The organism is Bacteroidota bacterium (assembly GCA_020161395.1).
GTDB lineage: Bacteria > Bacteroidota > Ignavibacteria > Ignavibacteriales > Ignavibacteriaceae > UTCHB3.
Genome location: JAIUOE010000001.1, coordinates 126,889 through 148,407 on the forward strand (window position 1 = coordinate 126,889; position 21,519 = coordinate 148,407).

Annotated in this window: 18 protein-coding genes; 10 read left to right on the forward strand and 8 right to left on the reverse strand. The window is 42.8% G+C overall.

All coding sequences use genetic code 11. The annotated features are described in order from the left end of the window. Positions 1–86: 86 nt before the first annotated feature. Both LCH52_00545 and LCH52_00550 read left to right on the forward strand, forming a co-directional pair. Positions 87–362, forward strand: coding sequence for a hypothetical protein (locus tag LCH52_00545; GenBank protein ID MCA0386959.1), 276 nt, complete (start codon positions 87–89; stop codon positions 360–362). Positions 363–419: 57 nt separating this feature from the next. Further along, positions 420–971, forward strand: coding sequence for a TlpA family protein disulfide reductase (locus LCH52_00550; protein ID MCA0386960.1), 552 nt, complete (start codon positions 420–422; stop codon positions 969–971). A 64-nt stretch (positions 972–1,035) separates the two neighbouring features. On the opposite strand, the gene LCH52_00555 is transcribed toward LCH52_00550, so the two are convergent. The 3 genes from LCH52_00555 to LCH52_00565 form a co-directional block, all read right to left on the reverse strand. Next, entirely contained in the window at positions 1,036–2,850 is a 1,815-nt protein-coding gene (locus LCH52_00555; GenBank protein ID MCA0386961.1) for a cyclomaltodextrinase N-terminal domain-containing protein, read from the reverse strand. Between the two features lie 147 nt (positions 2,851–2,997). Further along, positions 2,998–3,936: a PEGA domain-containing protein gene (locus LCH52_00560; GenBank protein ID MCA0386962.1), complete on the reverse strand. Its 939-nt coding sequence runs from the start codon at positions 3,934–3,936 to the stop codon at positions 2,998–3,000. Positions 3,937–3,964: 28 nt separating this feature from the next. Beyond that, on the reverse strand, positions 3,965–4,465 hold the full coding sequence (locus LCH52_00565) for a hypothetical protein (GenBank protein MCA0386963.1): 501 nt from the start codon (positions 4,463–4,465) through the stop codon (positions 3,965–3,967). A gap of 96 nt (positions 4,466–4,561) precedes the next feature. On the opposite strand from LCH52_00565, the gene LCH52_00570 reads away from it, so the two are divergent. From LCH52_00570 to LCH52_00585, 4 genes are read left to right on the forward strand one after another with little or no spacing between them, the layout of a single operon-like run. Further along, positions 4,562–5,824 carry a hypothetical protein gene (locus LCH52_00570; protein ID MCA0386964.1) on the forward strand — a complete coding sequence of 421 codons (1,263 nt, stop codon included), beginning with the start codon at positions 4,562–4,564 and terminating at the stop codon, positions 5,822–5,824. Continuing rightward, the gene (locus LCH52_00575; GenBank protein ID MCA0386965.1) at positions 5,821–6,687 is read left to right on the forward strand and encodes a hypothetical protein; all 867 of its coding nucleotides are present in this window, start codon (positions 5,821–5,823) and stop codon (positions 6,685–6,687) included. The genes LCH52_00570 and LCH52_00575 overlap by 4 nt, the downstream gene beginning before the upstream one ends. A 33-nt stretch (positions 6,688–6,720) precedes the next feature. After that, on the forward strand, positions 6,721–7,407 hold the full coding sequence (locus tag LCH52_00580; GenBank protein ID MCA0386966.1) for a response regulator: 687 nt from the start codon (positions 6,721–6,723) through the stop codon (positions 7,405–7,407). Continuing rightward, positions 7,408–7,815, forward strand: a complete 408-nt coding sequence (locus tag LCH52_00585) for an acyl-CoA thioesterase (GenBank protein MCA0386967.1) — start codon at positions 7,408–7,410, stop codon at positions 7,813–7,815. 55 nt (positions 7,816–7,870) lie between these two features. Here LCH52_00585 and LCH52_00590 read toward each other — a convergent pair whose 3' ends face one another. Continuing rightward, the gene (locus LCH52_00590; GenBank protein MCA0386968.1) at positions 7,871–8,278 is read right to left on the reverse strand and encodes a hypothetical protein; all 408 of its coding nucleotides are present in this window, start codon (positions 8,276–8,278) and stop codon (positions 7,871–7,873) included. 174 nt (positions 8,279–8,452) lie between these two features. Here LCH52_00590 and LCH52_00595 point away from each other — a divergent pair, with 174 nt between their 5' ends. From LCH52_00595 to LCH52_00610, 4 genes are all read left to right on the forward strand, one after another. Then, positions 8,453–11,719: a PAS domain S-box protein gene (locus tag LCH52_00595; GenBank protein MCA0386969.1), complete on the forward strand. Its 3,267-nt coding sequence runs from the start codon at positions 8,453–8,455 to the stop codon at positions 11,717–11,719. A gap of 3 nt (positions 11,720–11,722) precedes the next feature. After that, positions 11,723–13,060 (forward strand): sigma 54-interacting transcriptional regulator, encoded by a 1,338-nt coding sequence (locus tag LCH52_00600; GenBank protein ID MCA0386970.1) that lies wholly within the window; start codon positions 11,723–11,725, stop codon positions 13,058–13,060. A 178-nt stretch (positions 13,061–13,238) separates the two neighbouring features. After that, positions 13,239–13,697, forward strand: a complete 459-nt coding sequence (locus LCH52_00605) for a hypothetical protein (protein ID MCA0386971.1) — start codon at positions 13,239–13,241, stop codon at positions 13,695–13,697. A 44-nt stretch (positions 13,698–13,741) separates the two neighbouring features. Next, positions 13,742–15,109, forward strand: coding sequence for a T9SS type A sorting domain-containing protein (locus LCH52_00610; GenBank protein ID MCA0386972.1), 1,368 nt, complete (start codon positions 13,742–13,744; stop codon positions 15,107–15,109). 64 nt (positions 15,110–15,173) lie between these two features. Here the strand turns inward: LCH52_00610 and LCH52_00615 are convergent, their stop codons facing one another. From LCH52_00615 to LCH52_00630, 4 genes are all read right to left on the reverse strand, one after another. After that, positions 15,174–15,845 (reverse strand): outer membrane beta-barrel protein, encoded by a 672-nt coding sequence (locus LCH52_00615; GenBank protein MCA0386973.1) that lies wholly within the window; start codon positions 15,843–15,845, stop codon positions 15,174–15,176. An 85-nt stretch (positions 15,846–15,930) separates the two neighbouring features. After that, on the reverse strand, positions 15,931–17,058 hold the full coding sequence (locus LCH52_00620; protein ID MCA0386974.1) for a sugar transferase: 1,128 nt from the start codon (positions 17,056–17,058) through the stop codon (positions 15,931–15,933). A 134-nt stretch (positions 17,059–17,192) separates the two neighbouring features. Continuing rightward, entirely contained in the window at positions 17,193–18,530 is a 1,338-nt protein-coding gene (locus LCH52_00625; protein MCA0386975.1) for an alkaline phosphatase family protein, read from the reverse strand. Between the two features lie 186 nt (positions 18,531–18,716). Then, positions 18,717–21,506 (reverse strand): bifunctional transaldolase/phosoglucose isomerase, encoded by a 2,790-nt coding sequence (locus tag LCH52_00630; GenBank protein ID MCA0386976.1) that lies wholly within the window; start codon positions 21,504–21,506, stop codon positions 18,717–18,719. Between the last annotated feature and the right edge of the window lie 13 nt (positions 21,507–21,519).

Below are 21,519 nucleotides of genomic sequence, written 5' to 3' on the forward strand. Positions count from 1 at the left end.
CTGATATTTATTTTTGGGTATAGTTTTGATTACGAATTAGATTATTTTTACACTTCAATTTAAGAATTTTCACGAAATGGAAGTTAATGGCAAAAGAGAACAAAGAACGCAAAATCGGGAAAAAAGAGACTGAAAAACCTGTTCCCGAGTGGCTCGCATACTATAGAAAACACAAAAGCTGGATTCAGGGAGTCGTTTTTGGAGTCGTGGTTATCTTTTTTCTGATTCTGAACAACACACGAAAAGAGCCCGAAAGCGGCAATTTTCCACCCGGAATTACTCCTGACAGCGTGAAAAATCTTCTGAAAAATGAGGTACCGGCAAAAGACACTCTGGTTAAAGACAGCACTGTCAAAAAATAATTGAATCTTAATCGAATTTTGTTCATCCAACCATCTCAACTTTTTAGGAGATTATAAATGAAAATCAAATTTGCACTGGCAGCCCTGCTCGTGGTATCGCTCTTGACTTTTACCTCATGCAGTAAAAAAACTGAAACGAAACCGGTAGATAACAAAAAAACGGAACAACCTGAGGCTAAATCACCCGGAACCGGCACAGACAAAGCCCCCGATTTCACACTTAAAAATGCGGGTGGGGGAATGGATGTAAAACTTTCCGACTATAAAGGGAAAGTCGTCATTCTGGATTTTTGGGCTACATGGTGCCCGCCCTGTAGAAAAGGAATCCCTGATCTGATCGAATTACAGAAAAAATATGGCGACAAGGTTGTAGTAATAGGTGTTTCGGTGGATGATCAAAATACGATTGGTGAGGTTCCCGGTTTTATTAAGTCAATGAACATCAATTATCCTGTTGCATATGCAAACAGTGAAATTGCTGCCGCTTACGGTGGAATTGAAGCGATTCCCACTTCCTTTATTATCGATCAGGATGGAAACATCGTTGAAAAACATGTGGGTTTGGTGGATATCAGCGTTTATGAAAATGCCATCAACCAATTAAAATAGTTTACAAACGGGAAGAATGATCGATTTCACTCTGTCATTCTTCCCTTTTCAAAAAAATAACTGCCTACCTCAACTTCAACACTACTGACTGATACGCACCTAAAACAAGTTTCCTGTCGGGAGCTATTTTCATCTCTTCGTCAGTTAACAGGTCTTTACCCGAGAATATTCCATTGAGTCTTTCACCAAAATTATCGAAGCCGACAGTTTTTTCCTTGTCACTTCCATTTATTGCAACCATAAATCTTTCGCCGTTCAACTCTCTGAAATAGACATACACATCCTGCAAAGGGGGGAAATGTGTAAGTTTTCCATGAGTGAAAGCTTTATTGCTTCTTCTTATCTCAATCAGTTTTTTCAGATGATTATAAAGGTCGTTTTCAACCGAAGTCCGTCCTTCTTTAGTGAAGGCATCTCTCTGATCCTCTTTCCAGCCACCGGGGAAGTCTGCCCTCAAATAGCCGTGATGATCGGTACCCTTTATGCCGATTTCAGTACCGTAAAAAATCTGCGGGATCCCCCTCGTTGTCAGGAGCAATGTGAAAGCAGTTTTGAACTTGGCACTATTTCCGTTTGCTCCAAACATTCCACGGTTGATATCGTGATTATCGACAAAGGTGACGAGCCCGTTCGGGTCGCCGTAGAGAAAATCCATTGCGAGGGCACTGTAAACATTATACATGTTGCCTCTCCCCTCGAGCCACTGGTAGATAACATCCCTCAGACCAAAATCTGTAAGAGATTTAATATAGTTATCAAAATTTTTGCGGGTTCTGCTTCCGCTTTGATAATATGAGAGAAATGACGGTTCACCTGTCCACACCTCTGCAACAATATTCATGGTGGGATACTCTTCCATAATCGTTTTAGCCCACTCCGCCATGTATCCTTCATGATTATAGGGATATGTATCCTCACGAATGCCATCGAGACCTGCGAATTCGACCCACCAGATGGTGTTCTGCGTAATGTAATTTGCAACAAAACTGTTGGTTTGATTGAAATCGGGCATGTAGTCAGTGAACCATCCTTCGACCACTTTTTTTATGGTTGAACTGTCGCTGTTAATGTCGGGGAACACCTGTTTATGGTGAACAGGGGGCGGGGGTGAAGCAAACGAACCGTTTACCCAGCCCGGGTGAGGAAGCAGTTTTGCCCACTGATGATCTTTGCTGAAATGATTCGCCACATGATCGAGGATTACCTTGATTCCCCTTTTTTGCGCCTCTTCAACCATTTTTTTGTAGAGGGCATTATCACCAAGCCGTGCATCCACACTGTAGAAATCCGTAGCAGAGTAGCCATGATAGCTTCTGAATGTGTTGTTTTCCACCACAGGTGTCAGCCACAATGCTGTAAAACCAAGTTCTTTCAGATAGTCGAGTTTGTTAATTATACCTTGCAGGTCGCCACCGTGTCTGCCGTCGTAAAATCCTCTGTCTACCGATTCTGAAAGCCCTTTAACGGCATCATTTTTTGTATCGCCATTCACAAATCTGTCGGGCATTACAAGATAAATAATATCATCTGAAGAGAATCCTGCGGGTTTCTTCCCTGTTCTTTTTTGGACGGGGAAATTCAGTTTTGTGGTTTTACCTTTTGAGGTTACTTCGATCTCATAATTACCCGGTTTTGTATCTGAAGGTATTTCAATATCGATGAACAAATAGCCATCGTTGAAACTGTTAGTCCCAAGTATCTTTATTCCCGATTTTGATGCTGCCGTTGCACCCGACAGCCCCTCTCCGTAAACCATCAACTGGATTTTATTTTTTGTCATCCCTGCCCACCAGTTTGGTGGTTCCACCTTGTTTATCTTCAGAGATTGTGCACAAACAAAAAAGGAAAGTGTAAAAAATATAACAGTCAGTCTCAACATCTTTTTTGCTCCGGATTAATCTTGTTTTTTCAATTTTCAAACATACAAAAAAAAGGCTGCCAATTCAGGCAGCCTTATAAATTCAAATCAAAGAAAAATCAATAATTTACCGGGTTTCCCCCGTAAAGATGACTGATACTCGATTCATTAGAATCTTGTGTCGTTCTTTGTTCTGTTGTAATACCAGCGAAGTTCAACATAAGCAGGGTCGGAGACACTAGTTCCACCGCCGAAGCCTGTGATTTTCATCTTGGAATAATTCTGGTCAGCAGTGTACATGAAGAAGTAGTTGTTTTCTCTGTCGCCGACGCTGAGTGTCCAGGTATTGTCTTTTACAGGTGAATCTTCGCCGTCAGCGAGGTTTGTACCTGTTCCAAGTTTGAAGAAAGTCTCTCTTGGAAGACCGAAATCTTTTGCAGATGAAATGATGTAACCGGCTGTTCTGTAGTAGATATCAACTGAATCTTTGCTTACGCCGGATCCGATGGTTGATGCTCTGCCCACTGAAAGGATGAGACCGCTTGGAACGCTGGCTGTCGAAAATGATTCGTAAATTTTAACCGAGGTAAACTCGACAAAATTGAGTGCTTTGAGAGTAATCGAGACGCTCTTTGTAGCTGAATCAGCAGGTACAGTAAAGGTAGTGTCACTGTAACCGGCAAGTGAAAGCGTGATGGTGTTTGTACCGAGTGCGAGACGGATGCCTGCCGGAGTTACACTTCCTGTGTTTACACCGTTAAGATAAATTTTTGCACCTGCAGGTGTTGAACTTACCTGGAATGAAGCTTCTGTCAGGGCCACACTCTTTGAAACTGTCTGGTTCGCAAGCACAGTTACACTGAAGGTAGTGTCCTTGTAAAGAGTTTTCTTCAATGTTATACTGTAGGTTCCTGCATTAAGTGAAAGAGTGTCTCCAGTTTTCTTGCCTGAACTTGAGCCATTAACATAGATGTCGGCTGAAGTCGGGGTTGAAGTGATAAATACTTTCCCTGTATCAGGGTTAAGCGGGTTATCTTTGTTATCGCACCCTGTAAGAAACAGAATGGTTGAGAGAGTAAAGATGGTGAAAAGGAGTTTCCTTGTCATGTATTATTCCTCCGAATATGGATGGTTGTTATTTATTAAATGAAAAATTTACTGTAATCCCGCCCTGTCGTTTTTCTGTAAATTTACCGGATATGTTTCTCCCGTTTGGAGCAACTGCACCGGAGTAGGTTCCCGATGATCTTGTCTGATCTGTGTCGGCCATGTAAAACGCTCCGGTCTCAGGATTTACCGTTCCGGCAACGCTGTGTGTGGCAACATTCCGGTAGTTGACGACAATCACCCCGGTAAACTGATTTCCGGTCTGATTGGTGATTTTCAGGGTAGCGTCATAATTCGCCAGTTTCCCCTGCCAGGTTCCTGTAACTGTGGCAACTTTTTTCACACCGGCAGTATCGGATTTGACAGAATCCTTCGATTTTGTTGTGTCTGAAACGGTTTTTGAAGTGTCGGTGGTTACCTGTTTGGTGGTGTCCGGCTGGGCTGCAGGTTTATCTTTTTTGGTACATCCTGTAAAAAAGATGTTAAAAGAAAGTAAAAGTACGATTAAAATTTTTATTTTGCTGTTCATGTTGTTTTATTATTTGTGAAATACTTTTTTTGCGAATTCAATTTACGAAATTAAACAATTAATATATAAGAATTTGTGATTTAGATACAAAAAAAATTGAATACTCGAGCATACAACAAAAACTTATCAATAATATTCCTCAGCAATCACTTATTCGCCTTTTATTATAACAATGCGAAGCGGTATTCCGGCAGAAAAAGGTTCAAAGTCTTTCAGGTTGAATATTCGGGTGAGAATCCCGGTTTCTCCGCGACTTTACCCCCCGAGGTCATAAAAAAACTGTCTGACAGCAACATCGTTCTTGTATCCGACAGCGATCTGCTGCATCACGAGAAAAAAAATGCCGGAAACATAACTTTTTCGAACAGAATAATTGATGAACTCTTCCACTACCTTAACCGTCAGGGAGTTAAAGCACCTGTAATAATCTCTTCGCTTGCTTCCCCTGAGATTCTGTTCCATTTTTACGCCAAAAACCTGAAATTCTTCCCCGACGACCGCACTTACATCCTTTCGGGCGACGATGATCTCATCTTCGAAGCACGACTCAGGGGGAAAGGACTTGCGGAGGCCAGGCTCCTCCAGTTCGACAACTTCGACCCTGCAAACAAGGAATACGAAAGGTGCGACCATCTCATTACCTTCACTGCCGACCCTTATGCCTTCAGATTTGAGGAGGCAATGGAACAAATCAGCAATGACAATGTACTCGCAGCAAACAATGAGAACTTCACTCTTGAGGAAAACAGTGAAGACGGTAAATCGTACAAAGGTATTTACAATCTCTGCGAGATGGTTTCCGCATTATACTTCTCAATGTCTCTCCCGGTTCCGGGATTACTAACCAAAGAAGAGGTTGAAAAATCTGATAAAAACCTTGCGATCATTACTTCCAATACGATAAATAGAGCAGCCGCTGCCGTTTTTGCACTGGTTGTGCTTTTCACAATCATTTCAGTCATGGGACTTGTCTCCCTTTCAAATTCAGCAGACGAACTTGAGGCTTACAAAACCTCGAAAAAAGAGATTTATCAAACAGTTAACGAGTATGGCGGGAAAGTTTTACAGATTCCCGGCAGCAGGGAGAAACTGCCGGTTATCGAGTCGAAATTCGTCAGGATTTCTGCTCTTTTAAAGAAGATCGAGAGCTATGCCGTCGATAAAAACATCCAGATTACTAAAATAACTGTGGAACCCAATAACTATATTTTGATTCGGGGTTACGCTGAATCTCCTGCAGTTGCATCCGGATTTGTCGATAAAATAAAAGGAGCTCAGCTTCTTTCCTCGGAAATATTCAAAACCGAAGCTGAAACTTTCACTGCATTTCGAATAATGATTCCCGGAGAAGTGAAGTGAAACTCAGCGAGATGAAATTCGATAAATTAAAGCCCCACTTAAAGCCTGCCTTTCTTTTTGCTGCAGGTTGCATCGTGTTGCTTCTTCTGACTTTTTTCTACCTGCTCCCTGCGCGTGCGGAGATAAAAAAGGAATTTGCTTCACTTGGCCTGACTCCGGGAGAAGACCTCAACTCAGGTATGCAGGCGATATATACGAAAATCGACCTCATGATCAACAATGATACCACAACAAGATATAACCTCTTTCCATCGGTGGAAACGCGACAACTCCGTCTTCTTGTGGACAGTATCCAGTTTTCACTTACAACCGGATTCAGATATTCCATTTCTGAGATGGATTCTGTAAAATATAAAGATTTTGTGATCAAACAGTTCAAAATCCAGGGAAAATCTTCATTCCTTGGTCTCTCCGGCTTTATGTCAGCCATTGAAGAGTATCCTCTGCTAATGAGATTTGCATCCGCTGATTTCAAGTATTATGGCGTTCTGGAAGGCAGTGTTTCATTTGTCGAGTACGAACTGGTCCTCGCAGTACCTCTTCAACCGGAAGGATTTTTCCTGCCTCCGGCAACCTGGGAGGCTGACAGTCTGATGGAACAGGTTGATATTTTTCTCCCCTTCGTTCCCAATATCCAGTCGGTATCCGAAGAAGGAAATATTGACCTTTCAGAGTATGAACTTCGTTCCATTAAGAACGGGGAGGCTGTATTCCAGCATCTGAGATTCAATACAAAAATGGTTTTGAAGACGGGTGATGAAGTAAAACACGGAATAATAAAGGAAATCACTGAAAACAGCGTAAAAGTACTGTTTCTTAACCGGAATGAAGTTGATTTGGTTGAAATAAAAGTCAGTGAATGATTATATTTTGTTTCAACATTTTACAGAGTTGCCATGAGTCTAATTTTAGCGGTCGATGACCACGAACAGAATATCAAGTATCTTGAAACGATACTAAAGCGGGAGAAACACGACTTCATATTTGCATATGACGGTGAAACAGGGATGAAAATGGCTTTTGAATACCTCCCCGACCTGATTCTGCTGGATATCATGCTTCCCGGAATGAACGGACTTGAGGTATGCCAAAATCTCAGTTCCGATGAAAAAACAGCCGACATTCCGATTATCCTCGTTACTGCAAGAGTTACTGCCGAAGACACCTCTATCGGTTTACAGGCAGGTGCCCATGACTATGTAAAAAAACCGTTCGACAGAGTGGAGATTCTCGCAAGGATCCATTCAGCCTTAAAATTCAGAGAGATCAGAAAACAGATGATCGAGTCGGAAATACTGAATATGTTCGCTGCGACGGTTGTTACTGCCAATCACAAAATAAAGCAACCCCTTACCGTAATTAAACTGGCCGTTTCTGCACTGAAAAGAGAAATCAGTAAACCGGAACTTTCGAAAGAAGCCATCACTAAAAGAATTGACTATATCGAAACAGCGGTGAATGATGTTGCATATATTCTCGATCAGCTAAAGGAAATACAGGAGCCGAAGATGTCGGACTATGTAAAAGATGTGAAAATGGTCGATATCGAGAGTTCAACAAAGCTATCTGATCCGGAGCTGTAGTTGTTTTCAAAATTCAGAAGTGAAATTAAAGTCCGCCCCGATGATGTGGATGTGAATAATCATGTCCATTTCACAAAATATCTCGATTATGTGCTTGCCGCAAGATATGACCAAATGGAGAACAACTATAAATTCCCGATGGATGATTTTCTGAAAAGAAAACTTACATGGGTTGTATCAAAAACCACCATTGAATATAAAAGATCGCTCATGATGGGTGATACTGCGCTGGTTGAGACCGGAATGGAATCTTTCGGGGGAGCCAACTGTACGGTCGATTTTACCATATTTAATAAAAAAACCATGAAGATCGTCGCAACCGGGAAGTTCTTCTACACTCTGGTCTCTTCTGAAACTGGTCGCCCGGTTCGCCTCCCTGATGATGTAATCTCCTACTACTCTATTTAAACATAAAAAAGGCTGCCCTTTTCAGACAGCCTTGAATAAAAAGCTCCAACCGGAATTAGTTTTGAGTAGTACCGGCTTTTTTAGCGCTTGGGTGTGTAACCTTTTCGGGTATCGCGTGAACTTTGCTTTCAGGATTATGACAGCTCATGCAATCGATATCTTTAGGGTTAAAGTTTTCAACCTTCATTTTGTCGACATGGCATGAAAGACAAGCTGCTGCTTCTTTTGGATTGGCAACTTTGTTCTTGTCAGCGATTTCCTTTGCTTCCGGTTTATCGAAAGCTTCAGTTACTTTGGCATGATTGGTCTGAAGCCATGCCTTGAACTCATCAAATTTGTTTTTGCCTTCTTTATGACAACTGTTGCACATTTTTATTTTTGCATCAGCGGGTGCCTTTTGGGCGGTTACGGTACCGGCGGTAAAAAAGAATACCACCGCGGCTAACAATAAAAGGTTCTTCATTGGGTTTTGTCCTTTACTAATTAATTTTTTTCGCAACTTAAAATAATCCTCTTTATATTTATATGCAAGATATTTTATGACACCTTTGACTATTTTACCACCCAAAATCAAAAAAGTTCCATTATTTTTATGTCATGGCAATAGATTAAATTGCATTCCTTAATCTCAATTATTATGCCAAAGAAAAAAACAGACAATTCCGGTAATTCTTTCCTGCCCGTGGATTCACTTCCGATTGGGATCGTGCTCTTCGACAACGACCTCGTGACCACCTCCATCAACTCCGCCCTCTTCAGGATGGGAGTGCTTAATCAGTCAATTTCGGAAGATAATCAATCTGTCAATCTCCTTGAAACCCCGCTTTTCGATTATGTCGATCTTGCTGATGACCTTTTGAAAGTGAAAGACGGGTTTGCTTTCGAAAAAGAGATAAGGAGAATAAGCTCGGGGAAAAGAAACATAAGCCTGATTTGCAAGTGTGTCCCCCTTTACGCAGAAAATGACTTTTCCGGCGGTCTGATAATTGTGGAGGATCTCAGAATAATCCCCGAACTCGTCATGAGTACGAATCTCCACTACGAGAAGACCGGCGACATCCTTTCTTCATTATATGATCTCGTCTTTATCACTAAGGAAGATGGTAAAATTCTGTATTACGGAGGGCGAAAGGTCTTCAAGTATCTAAACGAGAGCTCACCTGTCCTGAAAGAGTCTGTTTTTTCACTCCTGAAGCTGAATCCGTCGTCCATGAAAGTGACAGAAGTGCAATCATCCTCTCTGATCGAACTTAAAAAGGACCGGGAATCATACTTTCTGAATCTTAAGTCAATTCCTTTCTTCGATTCTGACGAAAAACCAAGGATATTGTTCACCCTTGATGATGTGTCGATTCAGGAGATGAATATGAAATCTCTCGAAAGGCAGATAGGAGAACTCTCGACTTATGCAGTTCTCGCTGAAAAGGGAGGGCTCGCAATTTTCTCTGTTAACAAAAAAAAGGATATTGTATCGTGGAGCAAGGAAGCCGAAAACTTTTTTGGCTATAAAAAACTTGAAGTCTTCAATAAGAATGTCTCCCTGATTATCAATCACTTCCCGCCGTCAATCAAGGGAGGAGTTTTCAGGTCTCTCTACAACTCTTCAAAACACACCGGACTTGGTGAGTTCAGACTGATCGAAAACATCGATTCCCAGGGTGGTGCCACTGTCATCTGCCGGGATATTTTCGAAGAGGAAAAAGAGAAACGGGCACTCCACCTTACAAACAGGCAGTTAAGAACATTCTTAAATTCATCCGAAGACCTCATTTGCGAATTCGACAATGAAGGAAGAATTATAAAAGCAAATGAAAGATTTTACTCGATTCTCTCCTACGATTCTCAAAAAAGCGACCTGAGTCTAAACGACCTTTTTACAGATGAGAACATCGTAATTGACCAGGTGCGCACTTCCGGCATTCAAAAAAGAAATTTAAAGGCAAAAACGAGCACCGGCAGGGTATTTCCTGCTGAAGTAACCTTTGTCTATTTTGAGGAAGATGAGACTTTCTCGAGTTTTGCCTGCCTGATAAGAGATATTTCCTCAAGGGAGAAGACTACTCAGGACATCCTTCTGATGCAGTCAATCTTCGAGGCATCCAACGATGGAATTGCCGTTGAAGAAGCGGATTCTCTCATCTTTGTGAACAACAGCTTTGTGAGAATATTCGGTTATGATTCGGAGCTCGAAATAATCGGGAAAAGCTTCAATTCCTTCATACATCCTGTAGATGACCCGTTGAACTCAACAGAGGGAAAGGAATTTAACGGTGTAAAAAAAGACGGGAATGCTTTCATCGCAGAGGTGTCGAGAGCTTCATTCGAATTTAACAACAAAACCTTTAATGTCCTAATCGTCAGGGACATCACTCAGATGAGGCTCGCCAGGAAACTGATCGAGGAGTCCGAAGCAAAATACAGAAGCATAGCCGAGAATATTGATGACTTTTTGTGGGTCTCCGAAATAGTCGAAAACCGGCTCTCTCCTGTTTTTGTCACATCCTCTTTTGTCGCCATGACCGGTTTTAAAGTATCAGAATTTGTCGGAAACAATCATTTCTGGTTCAGGATAATCCACCCTGAAGACCTCGATGGCTATTTCCTCGACCTCAAAAACCTGCTCAGGAACAAATACAAAAACGGCGGTGCTCTTGAATGCAGAATAATCGCAAAAAACGGCGCCTCAATCTGGGTAAAAAATAAAATTTCTTTCGTGAGGGAGGGCGACAAGATTGTAAAAATGTTCGGGCTTGTTTCTGATATCACAAAACAAAAGCAGGCTGAAGACGAAATTAACCAGTCCACCGAAAACCTGAAAAAGCTGAACGAAGCCAAAGACAGATTTATTTCCATTATCTCTCACGACATGAGAACCCCGTTCAGTTCCATCTTGGGATTTACCGATTTCCTTCTCTCCGAGGAAATGTCGCCCGAAGAGATGAAGAAGTATATCACATATATTCAGGATTCGACAAAAATCATGCTCGGACTGGTAAACTCCCTTCTCGACTGGACACGGCTCCAGACAGGAAAAATGAAGTTCGAACCCGTCAAACAAAATTTGCATCTAATCGTCAGCAAATCTTTTTCTGCAGTATCCGGGACAGCCCTGCAAAAGAACATTACCCTTCAAAATAATATTCCTGAGGAAGTGGTTGTTTTTGTCGATCAAAATCTTGTGCTTCAGGTTTTCAACAACCTCTTCTCGAATGCGATTAAATTCACTCCAAAAGGAGGTTTAATTACTGCCGGAATCACGGGGAAACTGGAAGGCAGGTTCCTTGAAGTATTTGTGAAGGATACAGGCGTGGGCATCAAAAAGGGGGATCTGGACAAGGTTTTCAAGGTCGATACGAAGTTCACAACGGTTGGTACTGCCGGTGAAAAGGGAACAGGTCTCGGATTAAGTCTTGTAAAGGAAATTGTTGAAAAACATGGAGGGAGTATTGATCTGACAAGCAAGGAGGGAGAAGGGACGACCTTTAATCTCTCGCTGCCAATCGCTTCATCCCGTATTGCACTCGTGGAAACCAGTGCCACCGACCAGGTACTGTACGCAAAGATCATCTCCAATCTCCTGCCGGGTTACGAGGTAGATCAATTTAAGGATATCGACAGTGCTTCGCGGAGTATCATCAATTCTGTACCCGCTTTGGTAATTTCGGGACATTCCTTTGATGAGAGGACTGGACTTGATCTGATCAAAAGTATCAACTCATCCCTCGACAGGGCAAGGATACCTGTGATAATTCTCGGCAACGGGCTCGGTAAAAGCGAAAACATTGCCTATGCAGAAGCAGGTGCAGAAGCAATATTTAATAAGCCCGTGAATCTTCAGAAATTTAAGGAAGCCATTTTGAACGCTGTCAAAACAATTTTTACCCTGAAACCACTCAATAAATAGAACATGGATAATCTTAGAGACCAGATACTCGACTCAATTAGTGAGGCGGTATTTACTGTGGACAAGAATCTCAGGATTACCTATTTCAACAGTGCTGCCGAGGAGCTGACCGGTCATCTGAAGGAAGAAGTACTGAACAAAATTTGCAAACGGGTCTTTAATCCTTCCAACTGTTGTGCCAAATGTCCGATGCTGATGGTACTTGAATCAAAGAAAAAAGTGAACGATTTTTATTCCGAAATTTGCACTTCAAGCGGTGAAAGAAAGCAGGTGAAAATGTCAGCCTCTCTTTTGCGTGCAGACGACGGCACCCCCGAGGGAGGAATTATCTCCGTTACACCCGTCTCGGAAATTGAGAAGTTGAAAAGGGAACTTGAAGGAGAAACCGATTTCCATGGCATCGTGGGCAGAACCCCCGGGATGAGGGAAATTTTCGATATCATCCAGGATGTGGCACCAAGTGATGTGCCCGTTTTTATCAGAGGTGAGTCGGGTACAGGGAAGGAAATGGTTGCAAATGCCATTCAGATTTTATCCAACAGACGGTTCAAACCTTACCTGAAAGTTTCCTGTTCTATTTTTCATGACAATCTCCTCGTCAGTGAATTGTTTGGTCATGCAAAAGGGGCATTTACAGACGCACACAAGGAGAGAACCGGAAGATTTGAGATTGCAGACACGGGTACTATTTTCCTCGATGAAATAGCGGAGATCCCCCTCTCGATGCAAATAAAGCTTCTTCGTGTCCTTCAGGAAGGTACCTTCGAAAGACTGGGTGAGTCAACCACGAGAAAAGTGGATGTCAGGGTGATTGCGGCTACGAATATCGATATCGACCGCGCTCTTGCCTCAGGAACAATGAGAGAAGACCTCTATTACAGACTGAATGTTGTCCCAATTGTTGTTCCACCGCTTAGAAAAAGAAGGGATGATATTCCATTACTCGTTCATCATTTTTTGAAAAAGTTCTCCTCCATTTTCAAATCAGGAGAAAAATTCCTCGACGATGATGCCCTTGATGTGTTAATGAAATATGACTGGCCCGGCAATATCCGTGAGCTCGAAAATGTGATGGAATATCTTTTTGTCAGGTCGCGTCATGATGACCGCATTACCGCCTCGAGACTTCCCGAAAACCTTAAAAATCCCCGCAAAACCGGGGCAAATGAAAACGAACGGTTCATAAGCACAATGTTTAGCCACGATTTCTCCGAAAAGGAAAGGATCCTGACAGCCCTCACCAGACACAGGTGGAATAAAGGAAAAGTTGCTTCGGAACTGAACATGGGAAGAACCACCCTTTGGAGAAAAATGAAGGCACTTGGTATCGAAGAGAAATAAATTGTTTCAATTGTGAAACATTTTGTTTCTATTTCCCTAACCCGTTTTAATCATACTACTTAACCCTTAATTGTTACCTGATTGAAACATCATGTTTCATTTTGCCTCCGTTTAATCCCCGTTTCCGCTCATTTAATCCCGCTTTTTTTTGGCAAGGTTTTTGCAGCATTACTGCACTATGTCAGAGATGTTAGCCAACAATTATTTTTTAGTAAGAAACTACGCCAAAGCCAGAGAAGTTTTCCTAAGGCTTCCGGAAAGCGTACGAAACAGCGATGCAGTAAAGAAAAAACTTGTATTGTGTGAAATATTTCTCGGGAATCCCCTGTCAGCACTGGACTGTCTTTTGCCTCTGGTGGTCCAGAATCCCGGGTTTATTTTCAAAACCGATTTGGAGTTGGAGGACTGCCCCTGTAGAGATCTCATTTGTGAGCTCGAGCAGCGACCCGGCTTTTCACAGGAAGATGATTTTTGCCTCCTCTCCATTTCCATTCTCTGGCTCTATTGCAGCCTTGAAAACTCACTGCACTATCTTGAAATGCTCACTTCACTGAACGGACACCCCAAAGTAAACGAACTGAAATTACAAATTCAAAAACACATAAACCACAATCAACTGATTAATTCAACGGAGTAATCCCAATGAAAATATCTACCGTGCTATTTTCCTTAGCATTAATATTGTTTCTAGTATCTGACGGTTTTGCACAGCCTCAGAATTTCAACACCTCACTTCATAAAACCCGTGCCGGTAAATATTTCTGGTATTCAGCCGCAAATGGTGGATTCGAGGGTCTTACAGGAGTTCCGGGCACACATCCAAATCTTGAATGTGAAGGCTGCCATGGAGCAACCAATGCAGACGGACAGGCTTATACAGGTACCTACTCACCGTCATGTATCGATTGCCATCCCTCAAACAGTGCTTTCAATCCTGATTCACTTAAAGAAGCCCAGTGTAAAAGCTGCCATTCAAGACAAAATACCGAAATTTCTCTCGGTTACAATGATGTGCACAGAGCTGTAAATATGAAATGCTGGGACTGCCATGGTACAGAGGATATGCACGGTGACGGCGTTCAGTACAACTCGATGTTGCAACCCGGAGCCATGAAAACCGACTGCCAGCAGTCAGGTTGCCATGTTACCCTTACTGCTGCACATGCCGGATATGACCCGCACCAAGGGAAACTCCACTGTAATTCATGCCATGCAAAATCGGCTATAACATGCTACAACTGCCACTTTGACTCGCAGGTTGAACATCACCTTAAGAGACCTCGCCAGCAAATGAAAGATTTCGTTTTCCTCGTAAACCGGGTAAAAGACAATAAAGTAGGTGTCGGTTCGATGCAGAGTCTCACCTATCAGGGTAACAAATCATTTTACGCAATTGGTGTTTACTCCTCACATACCATCGTAAAAACTGGTGCCAGAACATGTACAGACTGCCACGCAAACTTTGGCGGTTCCATTCCTGCAATCACTGAATTCAATACAACAGGTGCCATTAAGTTTGCAACCTGGAATCCTGCTGACAGCACCATGTCGAACCTTAAAGGTGTTATCCCCATACCTAACAACTATCAGACCTCCTTTAAAATGGATTTCCTGAAATACATGGGAAGTACCGGAGACCCTGTTGCACCATCGAAAAACTGGATTCCAATCGGAGAAGATGTGGCTGACGGTGCACATATGCAGTACACAAATCCTTTGACCTATCAGCAGATGCAGAAACTTGGTATGACCCCAACTTCAGTCGATGATTTCAATACATCCAAGTTTGAATTCAGACTGAATCAGAACTACCCAAATCCGTTCAATCCATCGACCAAAATATCCTTCTCACTGCCGAATGATGGCGAAGTTACTCTTCACATCTATGACAGTAATGGTAAATTGGTTCAGACATTGTTGAATGGACCGATGAACACCGGACTTTATAACTTCACTTTTGACGGTTCAAAACTGGCGAGCGGGGTTTATTTTGCAAGACTTACGAGTGGAAAATTCGTGAGCACCCAAAAGATGATTCTCCTCAAGTAACATTGAGAAGCAAATGATCGCTATCCCGGCACCCTCCCTTTCGGGAGGGTCACCGGGAATTTTTTTATAATTTAACTCTTACGCCTGCTGAAATTCCGAAATATGATCCGTTCGATTTCGATTCGGTGTAGGTAGTGCTCCCACCCGATGTAGAGACAGTCTGCTGAGCGAATTCATGACCAAGAAGTGCATACCTTGCGTTGATATCAATGTTGGTTAAAAGCCCTATCCCCAGAACAACTCCAACTCCAACTCCCAGATATTGCTTTGTCTCCGATGCTTCAGAAGTTTTTACATGATAAGGATTTCCGGGTATTGGATCGGGAAGTGTTGCTTTAATGGTTGCAATCGATACTCCGAGATTTACCTCGGCATATGGACGAACCAAAGCCGGAGTAAAATAATACCTCGCATTTGCAGTTATCGGAACCACGCTCAAAGGCATGTCGAGTTCCAGTTTTGGGTCAGTTCCGGTAGCTTCCTTAAAAAGCTTGTTTATGTAATCATTGTTAAATTTAAACTGATTGTATCCGACAGAGGCTGATATTTCGAATGGTCCCGGAACGGGGAGTATAACAGTGAGGCTTCCGCCATATCCCGTTTTATACAAATCACCCATATCTCCCTGGGGTAATGCCATTCCGACATTCACACCCAGACCGAATTTGGGAATCAACTGTCCAAATGTCAAGGGTACAAAGAATAATACAAAGAGCAGTGCATAGATCTTTTTCATAAAGACTCCGTTTGATGATGATTAAATTTGATGATGTAACGGGCAAATATACAAAAAGTTTGAAAAATGAAGGATGAATGGAGATTTAGTTGCTTCTGGCTCTTTTGATAAGGATGTTATACATGGCAGCGAAAAGGTAGCGGACATCTGTAATCAGACCGTACTGATCGTAGGCACGGAGATACTTTTTCTCCGATTCGATTATCTCTTCAAGCGTGGTAGGAAGATCGGCATAAAATGGAGGGAGCAAACCCGGTTTGTGCTTAAGTCGCATTTCCCGAAGTTCGTCATCATAGAGACTCAAATAATGAGTGCTTAAAGGTCTTACACCTACAAGCTTTAACTCTCCTTTAAAGAAATTTATAAACATTGGAAGTTCGTCTATCCAGAGTTTCCGCATAATTCTGCCCCAGTAGGTTACTCTGAAATCATCCCTGATTTTTCCACCGTCCTGCAGACTGTTTCTTTCATAAACATATTTTTGCAGATATTCTGAATAAGGATGCATCGTGCGAAACTTGTAAACAAAAATTACCTTGCCATTTTTTCCGATGCGTCGCATTCTGAAAAGAGGTCCGTAAGAGGGTTCTTCGTTGTACTCGGGCTCTGAAATTTTTCTTACAGCGAAGTAAGTCTGCTCTTCAAAAGCCTTGTATTCCACGATCTCAAACCCGCAGGAGACAAGTCTGCCCAGCACTTCGGTCAGCGAGTAAACCCGGTTTGATCCACCCGTCAGGAAAAAATAAATCTTTCGGGTTATTTTCATCTTTGGGAAGACACGATGAAACATAAAATCTACAAAATAGACAGGCGCTGCCACCCACTTTTTGTATTTGCTGAATATCCTGCGTCTTCTTTGCGAAAAGGTCTCGAATGTGCCGATAAAAACTCCATTTTCAGGGAGTTTCCTGTTGACTGCTTCAAAAAACTTGTTCAAGTAGCGGATATGGTTCAAAGACCGGATATTGACGAAGTCGAAGACCTCATCCTCGTGGAGAGATTCGACATTAAACTTGGACGAAGTGTGTAACACTTTCGTTTCGACGCTGTTTAGTCTGACATGTTTTCTTATGAAACTCAAAGCTTTTGAGCCGACTGTATTGGCAATCCGGTAGTCGAGCATCAGGCTCTCAACGGGAATACCTTCACCCACAGGGATGTTGTGATCCTCGTAGTTGAAAACGGCTTTGTTCTTTGGGGTTTCTGAATTCATATTGATTAAATCAAACTTTTGATTAAAACTGATGCAAGATAAGTATCATTTATGGAAAATATTTTGACCCAGATCATATTATGACCTGAATTAACCTGTTGGTGACAATAGTCACAGTTACAATCAGGAAACATCTATTTTCCTAATTCAGACTCTTTTATTGAATAAGACCATTTTTCGACTCCATTTTTATCGAATAATTTACAGGTTAGAACCCTCTCCTTTTTCTTCCCGGTGATGGAAATTTTTGCGAAATTTCTTTCCGTGAAAAGCGTTCCCTCTTTCCTGTAGTAATTCTCCTCTTTAATAGCCGAATTACTTGCTCCTGCGGAAAATGTCGATATAGTAAATTCATGCAACGGGTAGCTTCCTTCCCTTGGCATCACATCCACTTCCGAACTGTGCCTGTCGCCGGTAAGGAAAATTACACCTTTGATTCCCTCAGCAAGAATATGATCGAGCAACCACTTCCGCTCTTCTTCAAAATTGGCATAGTTTTCAAATCTTGCCACAGGATTCAGGAATTGCCCGCCCATACAAATAAACTTAAATGTAGCGTTGCTTTTTACCAGGGCATCAATCAACCATTCCCTCTGATGCTCTCCAAGAACGGTTCTTTCACCTGTTTTCCTGGTGTTGGGTGTTCTGTAATATCTGTTGTCCAACAGAAAAAACTCGGCATCTGAATACCTGAAAGAAGTGGTGATGCCGGGTTTCCCTTCCACTCCGTATGTCGGGTTACCCCAAAACATCTTAAAAACATCGAGGGCATCGGCTTTGTTTCTCCAGCTTCTGTCGCTGTCATCGGGACCAAAATCATGATCGTCCCAAATGGCATAATGGTGCATTGAGGCAAGCATCTGCTGCATTTCCGGCAGTGCACGGGTATGGGAGTAACGATAAATCATCCCGTCGCGCGTTGCCCATTCAGCCTCCCGAAGGTATACATTGTCACCGAGCCAGAGCATAAAATCACCCTTGTTGGCTGCGATTTTCTCATATATCCCATAGTCACCGCCATATGGGGTTCCCGGTCTGTCGTATATTTCCTCATTCACATAGGCACAACTGCCGGTAATGAATGAGAAATCGGGCGCATCTTCACGCCATTCCCACAATTTTTGAGTCTTAAAGGAGAACTTCCACGGTTTTTCTGTCTTCACCCCGTTAATGTAGAGGTCGTAAAAATAGGTTTTTCCGGGATCGAGCCGTTTAAGGATAATCCGGGCGGTAAATCCGTCGGATGCAGTTGTGATTATTTCATCAGAAGTGAATTTTTCAGATATGTTGTCAGCCGTAAAGTACTGAAGTGAAACCCGGGCGGCAGAGGAAGTCTGTAGCCATATTAAAACCTCTCTCTTTTCGGTATAGCCTGGCATAGGTCCTGAAACAAGTGTCGCCTGCTGGGCACTTGCACCAAAAAAAGTAAGGAAAACCAGCAACAAAAAGAGATTAATTTTATTAATTTTCACGCTATTTGCGCTCTCACTATTAAAAAAAGATGCGTCATCCATCAATTTTCCCAATTAAGTTGCCAAATAAAAGACAATTTTCCCAAACCTGCAAGTAAATAGAGGATATGACGATAAAAAAAGTTCAATTTCCAAATATTTTTGCAGAAGACCCGTCTTTTTTGACAGGTCTTCATGCAAAATGGTTTAAATTGCCGCTTTTATAACCTCAAGAACTGCTCTCACATCTGAACCGCCAAAAAAGGTAATGACCTTTCTTCCATTGGTTGTGAGTGCAGACCGGTCTCCCATTGCCTGAGCGACGACCAGTGTACCGAACGACATGGAACCCTCGGGATTTCCTGCTTCCTCGGGGATCATGGCATCTTTATCAATACCTGCAATCACCTGAAGGAATAGACCGTTACCTGAGTCTCCCTTGTGCAACTGACCCGTTGAATGAAGGAATCTCGGACCGTATCCTGTTGTGACAGCCAGACGGTATTTCGTCTGAAATCTGTCCCTGATTTCTTTCAAAAGATGATCTGTTTCAGGAGATGAAGGCACATAAGCCTGAATGGAGAGGTAGCTTCTAAGGTCATCGCCGGGGTTACCTTCGTGAAGATTTTTCATAAATTCAGCAATCGCTCCTTTGATCTCTTTGGCGGAAATATCGCCGACTACCTTCAAACCGTTTTCTTCAAAAGCTACGACTGGTTCAGGCAGTTTTCCCTCTTCCTTGTACTGTTTAAGTACTGCTCTGGCAGAGACCTTTGCGGATTCAACATCAGGCTGGTCAAAAGGATGGATGCCCAGACCCCAACCAGCGATTGCAGTAGCAATTTCCCAGCGGAGAAATTCGTAACCGAGGAAAGATTTGTCGGGAACGATTATCTCTACTCCGGGGTGGCCGGCTTCCACGAGCGCATCAAATTTGTCTTTCAATTCTCCCGTTTTTTCATCGGAGAGGTAGACAAATATTCTGTCACCTGCATATCCTGATGGATCGAGAACTTCTTCTCCCTCTACGGGTAAAATCCCTTTCCCAACTTTTCCCGTACTCTCAGCTATCAACTGCTCTGCCCAGGGTCCGAAATATGAAAAAACTCCCGGAGTGATGAATGTGACTTTATCGTAAGCAGCTTTGGCACCTTCAGACATCAGAACACCCAGCGCGGCAGGAGATCCTGAAGCGAGTTTTGATTCGGCGACCATCATGAAGGTTTTATCAAGCAGGTCTTTTATATCAATTCCACAGAGAGCTGCGGGAACCATGCCAAACAAAGAGAGAGCGGAATATCTTCCTCCGATGTTCGGATCGTTTATGAATATTTTCCTGAATCCGAGCGATTTCGCCATATCCTCGAGACCACTTCCGGGATCGGTAATCGCAATAAATCTTTTTTGAGTAGTTTCTTTTCCGAGTTTTTGTGCCACGGAAGTGAAGAAATACTTCATAAATGAAAGTGTTTCAACAGTACCGCCTGATTTTGTGGAAACAATGTACAGAGTCTTCCTGTCGGCGAGCTTTGCTTCCTTTTCAATAACCGCGGCCGGATGAGTGCTGTCCAAAATCTCCAAAGAAAGATATCCCTCTTTAGTACCAAACATCTGGCTGAAAACCTCGGGAGCGAGGGAGGAACCACCCATACCAAGGAGGAGCGCATTTGTAAAACCTTCCGATTTGATATTGGCAACAAAACTGTTTATCTCATCGAGGGAGGAATATGTATTCGCCGGACTGTCAAGCCAGCCGAGTCTGTTGGATATTTCGACAGGAGAATCACTCCAAACGGTATGATCACGGGCAAATATTCTGCCGGGAACATCCTCTTCAGCAAGTTTTTTCATGCCTGATGCCAAAGAATCCGCCAATACTGTCGGGTGGAAATTAACCGTATTCCCTTCCCTCAAAATGGCAAGCGACTTTTTCTCAACAGACCCCAGAAGGGAATCGAATGACTCGGCAAAAAGCCTGACGCCATCTGTCTGGAGTTTATCTGTAATCGCAGCAAGATCGACACCCGCACCGGCAAGAGCCGCAACCTGTGCTTCTGCTTCTTCCACACCCTTGTCAAGCGTGATTTCAAGTTTCCCGTGATCGAGGAACGAGTCTATTGTCGCCGGAGGCATGGTGTTTACTGTAGGACTGCCAATCAGTTCATCAACATATAAAACATCGGAATATGCCGGGTTCTTTGTACCTGTGCTCGCCCACAAAACTCTCTGAGGCATGGCACCCGATTCAGAAAGTTTTCCCCAGCGTTCGCCGGAGAAGAGCTTCCCGAATTCCTTAAAGGCGATCTTTGCATTCGCGACAGCAATCTTCCCCTGAAGTGAAGTGTTGCCGGCTTTCTCAAGTGCTGAATCGACCGAGGAATCCACACGGCTCACAAAAAATGATGCCACGGAAGCAACTTTTGAAACATCTCCTCCGTTTGCCTTCAGAATTTCGAGTCCCTCAATAAAAGCCATTGCAGTTTCAATATAACTGTCGATCGAGAATATCAGGGTCACATTAACTGAAATACCGTGCGAAACAAGCTCTTTTACCGCGGGTATTCCCTCCTTTGTAGCCGGCACCTTGATCATAAGATTAGGGGCACCAACTGCCTGATACAGTCTGACCGCTTCCTCGATTGTCTCTTTGGTTTTGTATGCGAGTTTAGGGTTAACCTCGAGACTGACATATCCGTCCAGCCTTTTGGTCTTTTCATAAACGGGAAGCATCATTTTGCATGCGGATTTTATATCCTTAATCGCAAGCTGCTCATAAATTTCAAGTGTTCCGGCTCCCTTTGCCAGCAATTCCCTTATTTCAGAATCATAGGCATTGCTTCCGGCAATCGCTTTGTCGAAAATGGTGGGATTTGAAGTGATACCTCTTAAGCCGTCATCAATCATTGCAGCAAGTTTTCCACCGTTTATGTAATCGCGACTGATAAAGTCCAGCCAAAGCGACTGACCAAGTTCCGCGAGTTTTTCAATTTTACTCATTTTTCATCTCCTG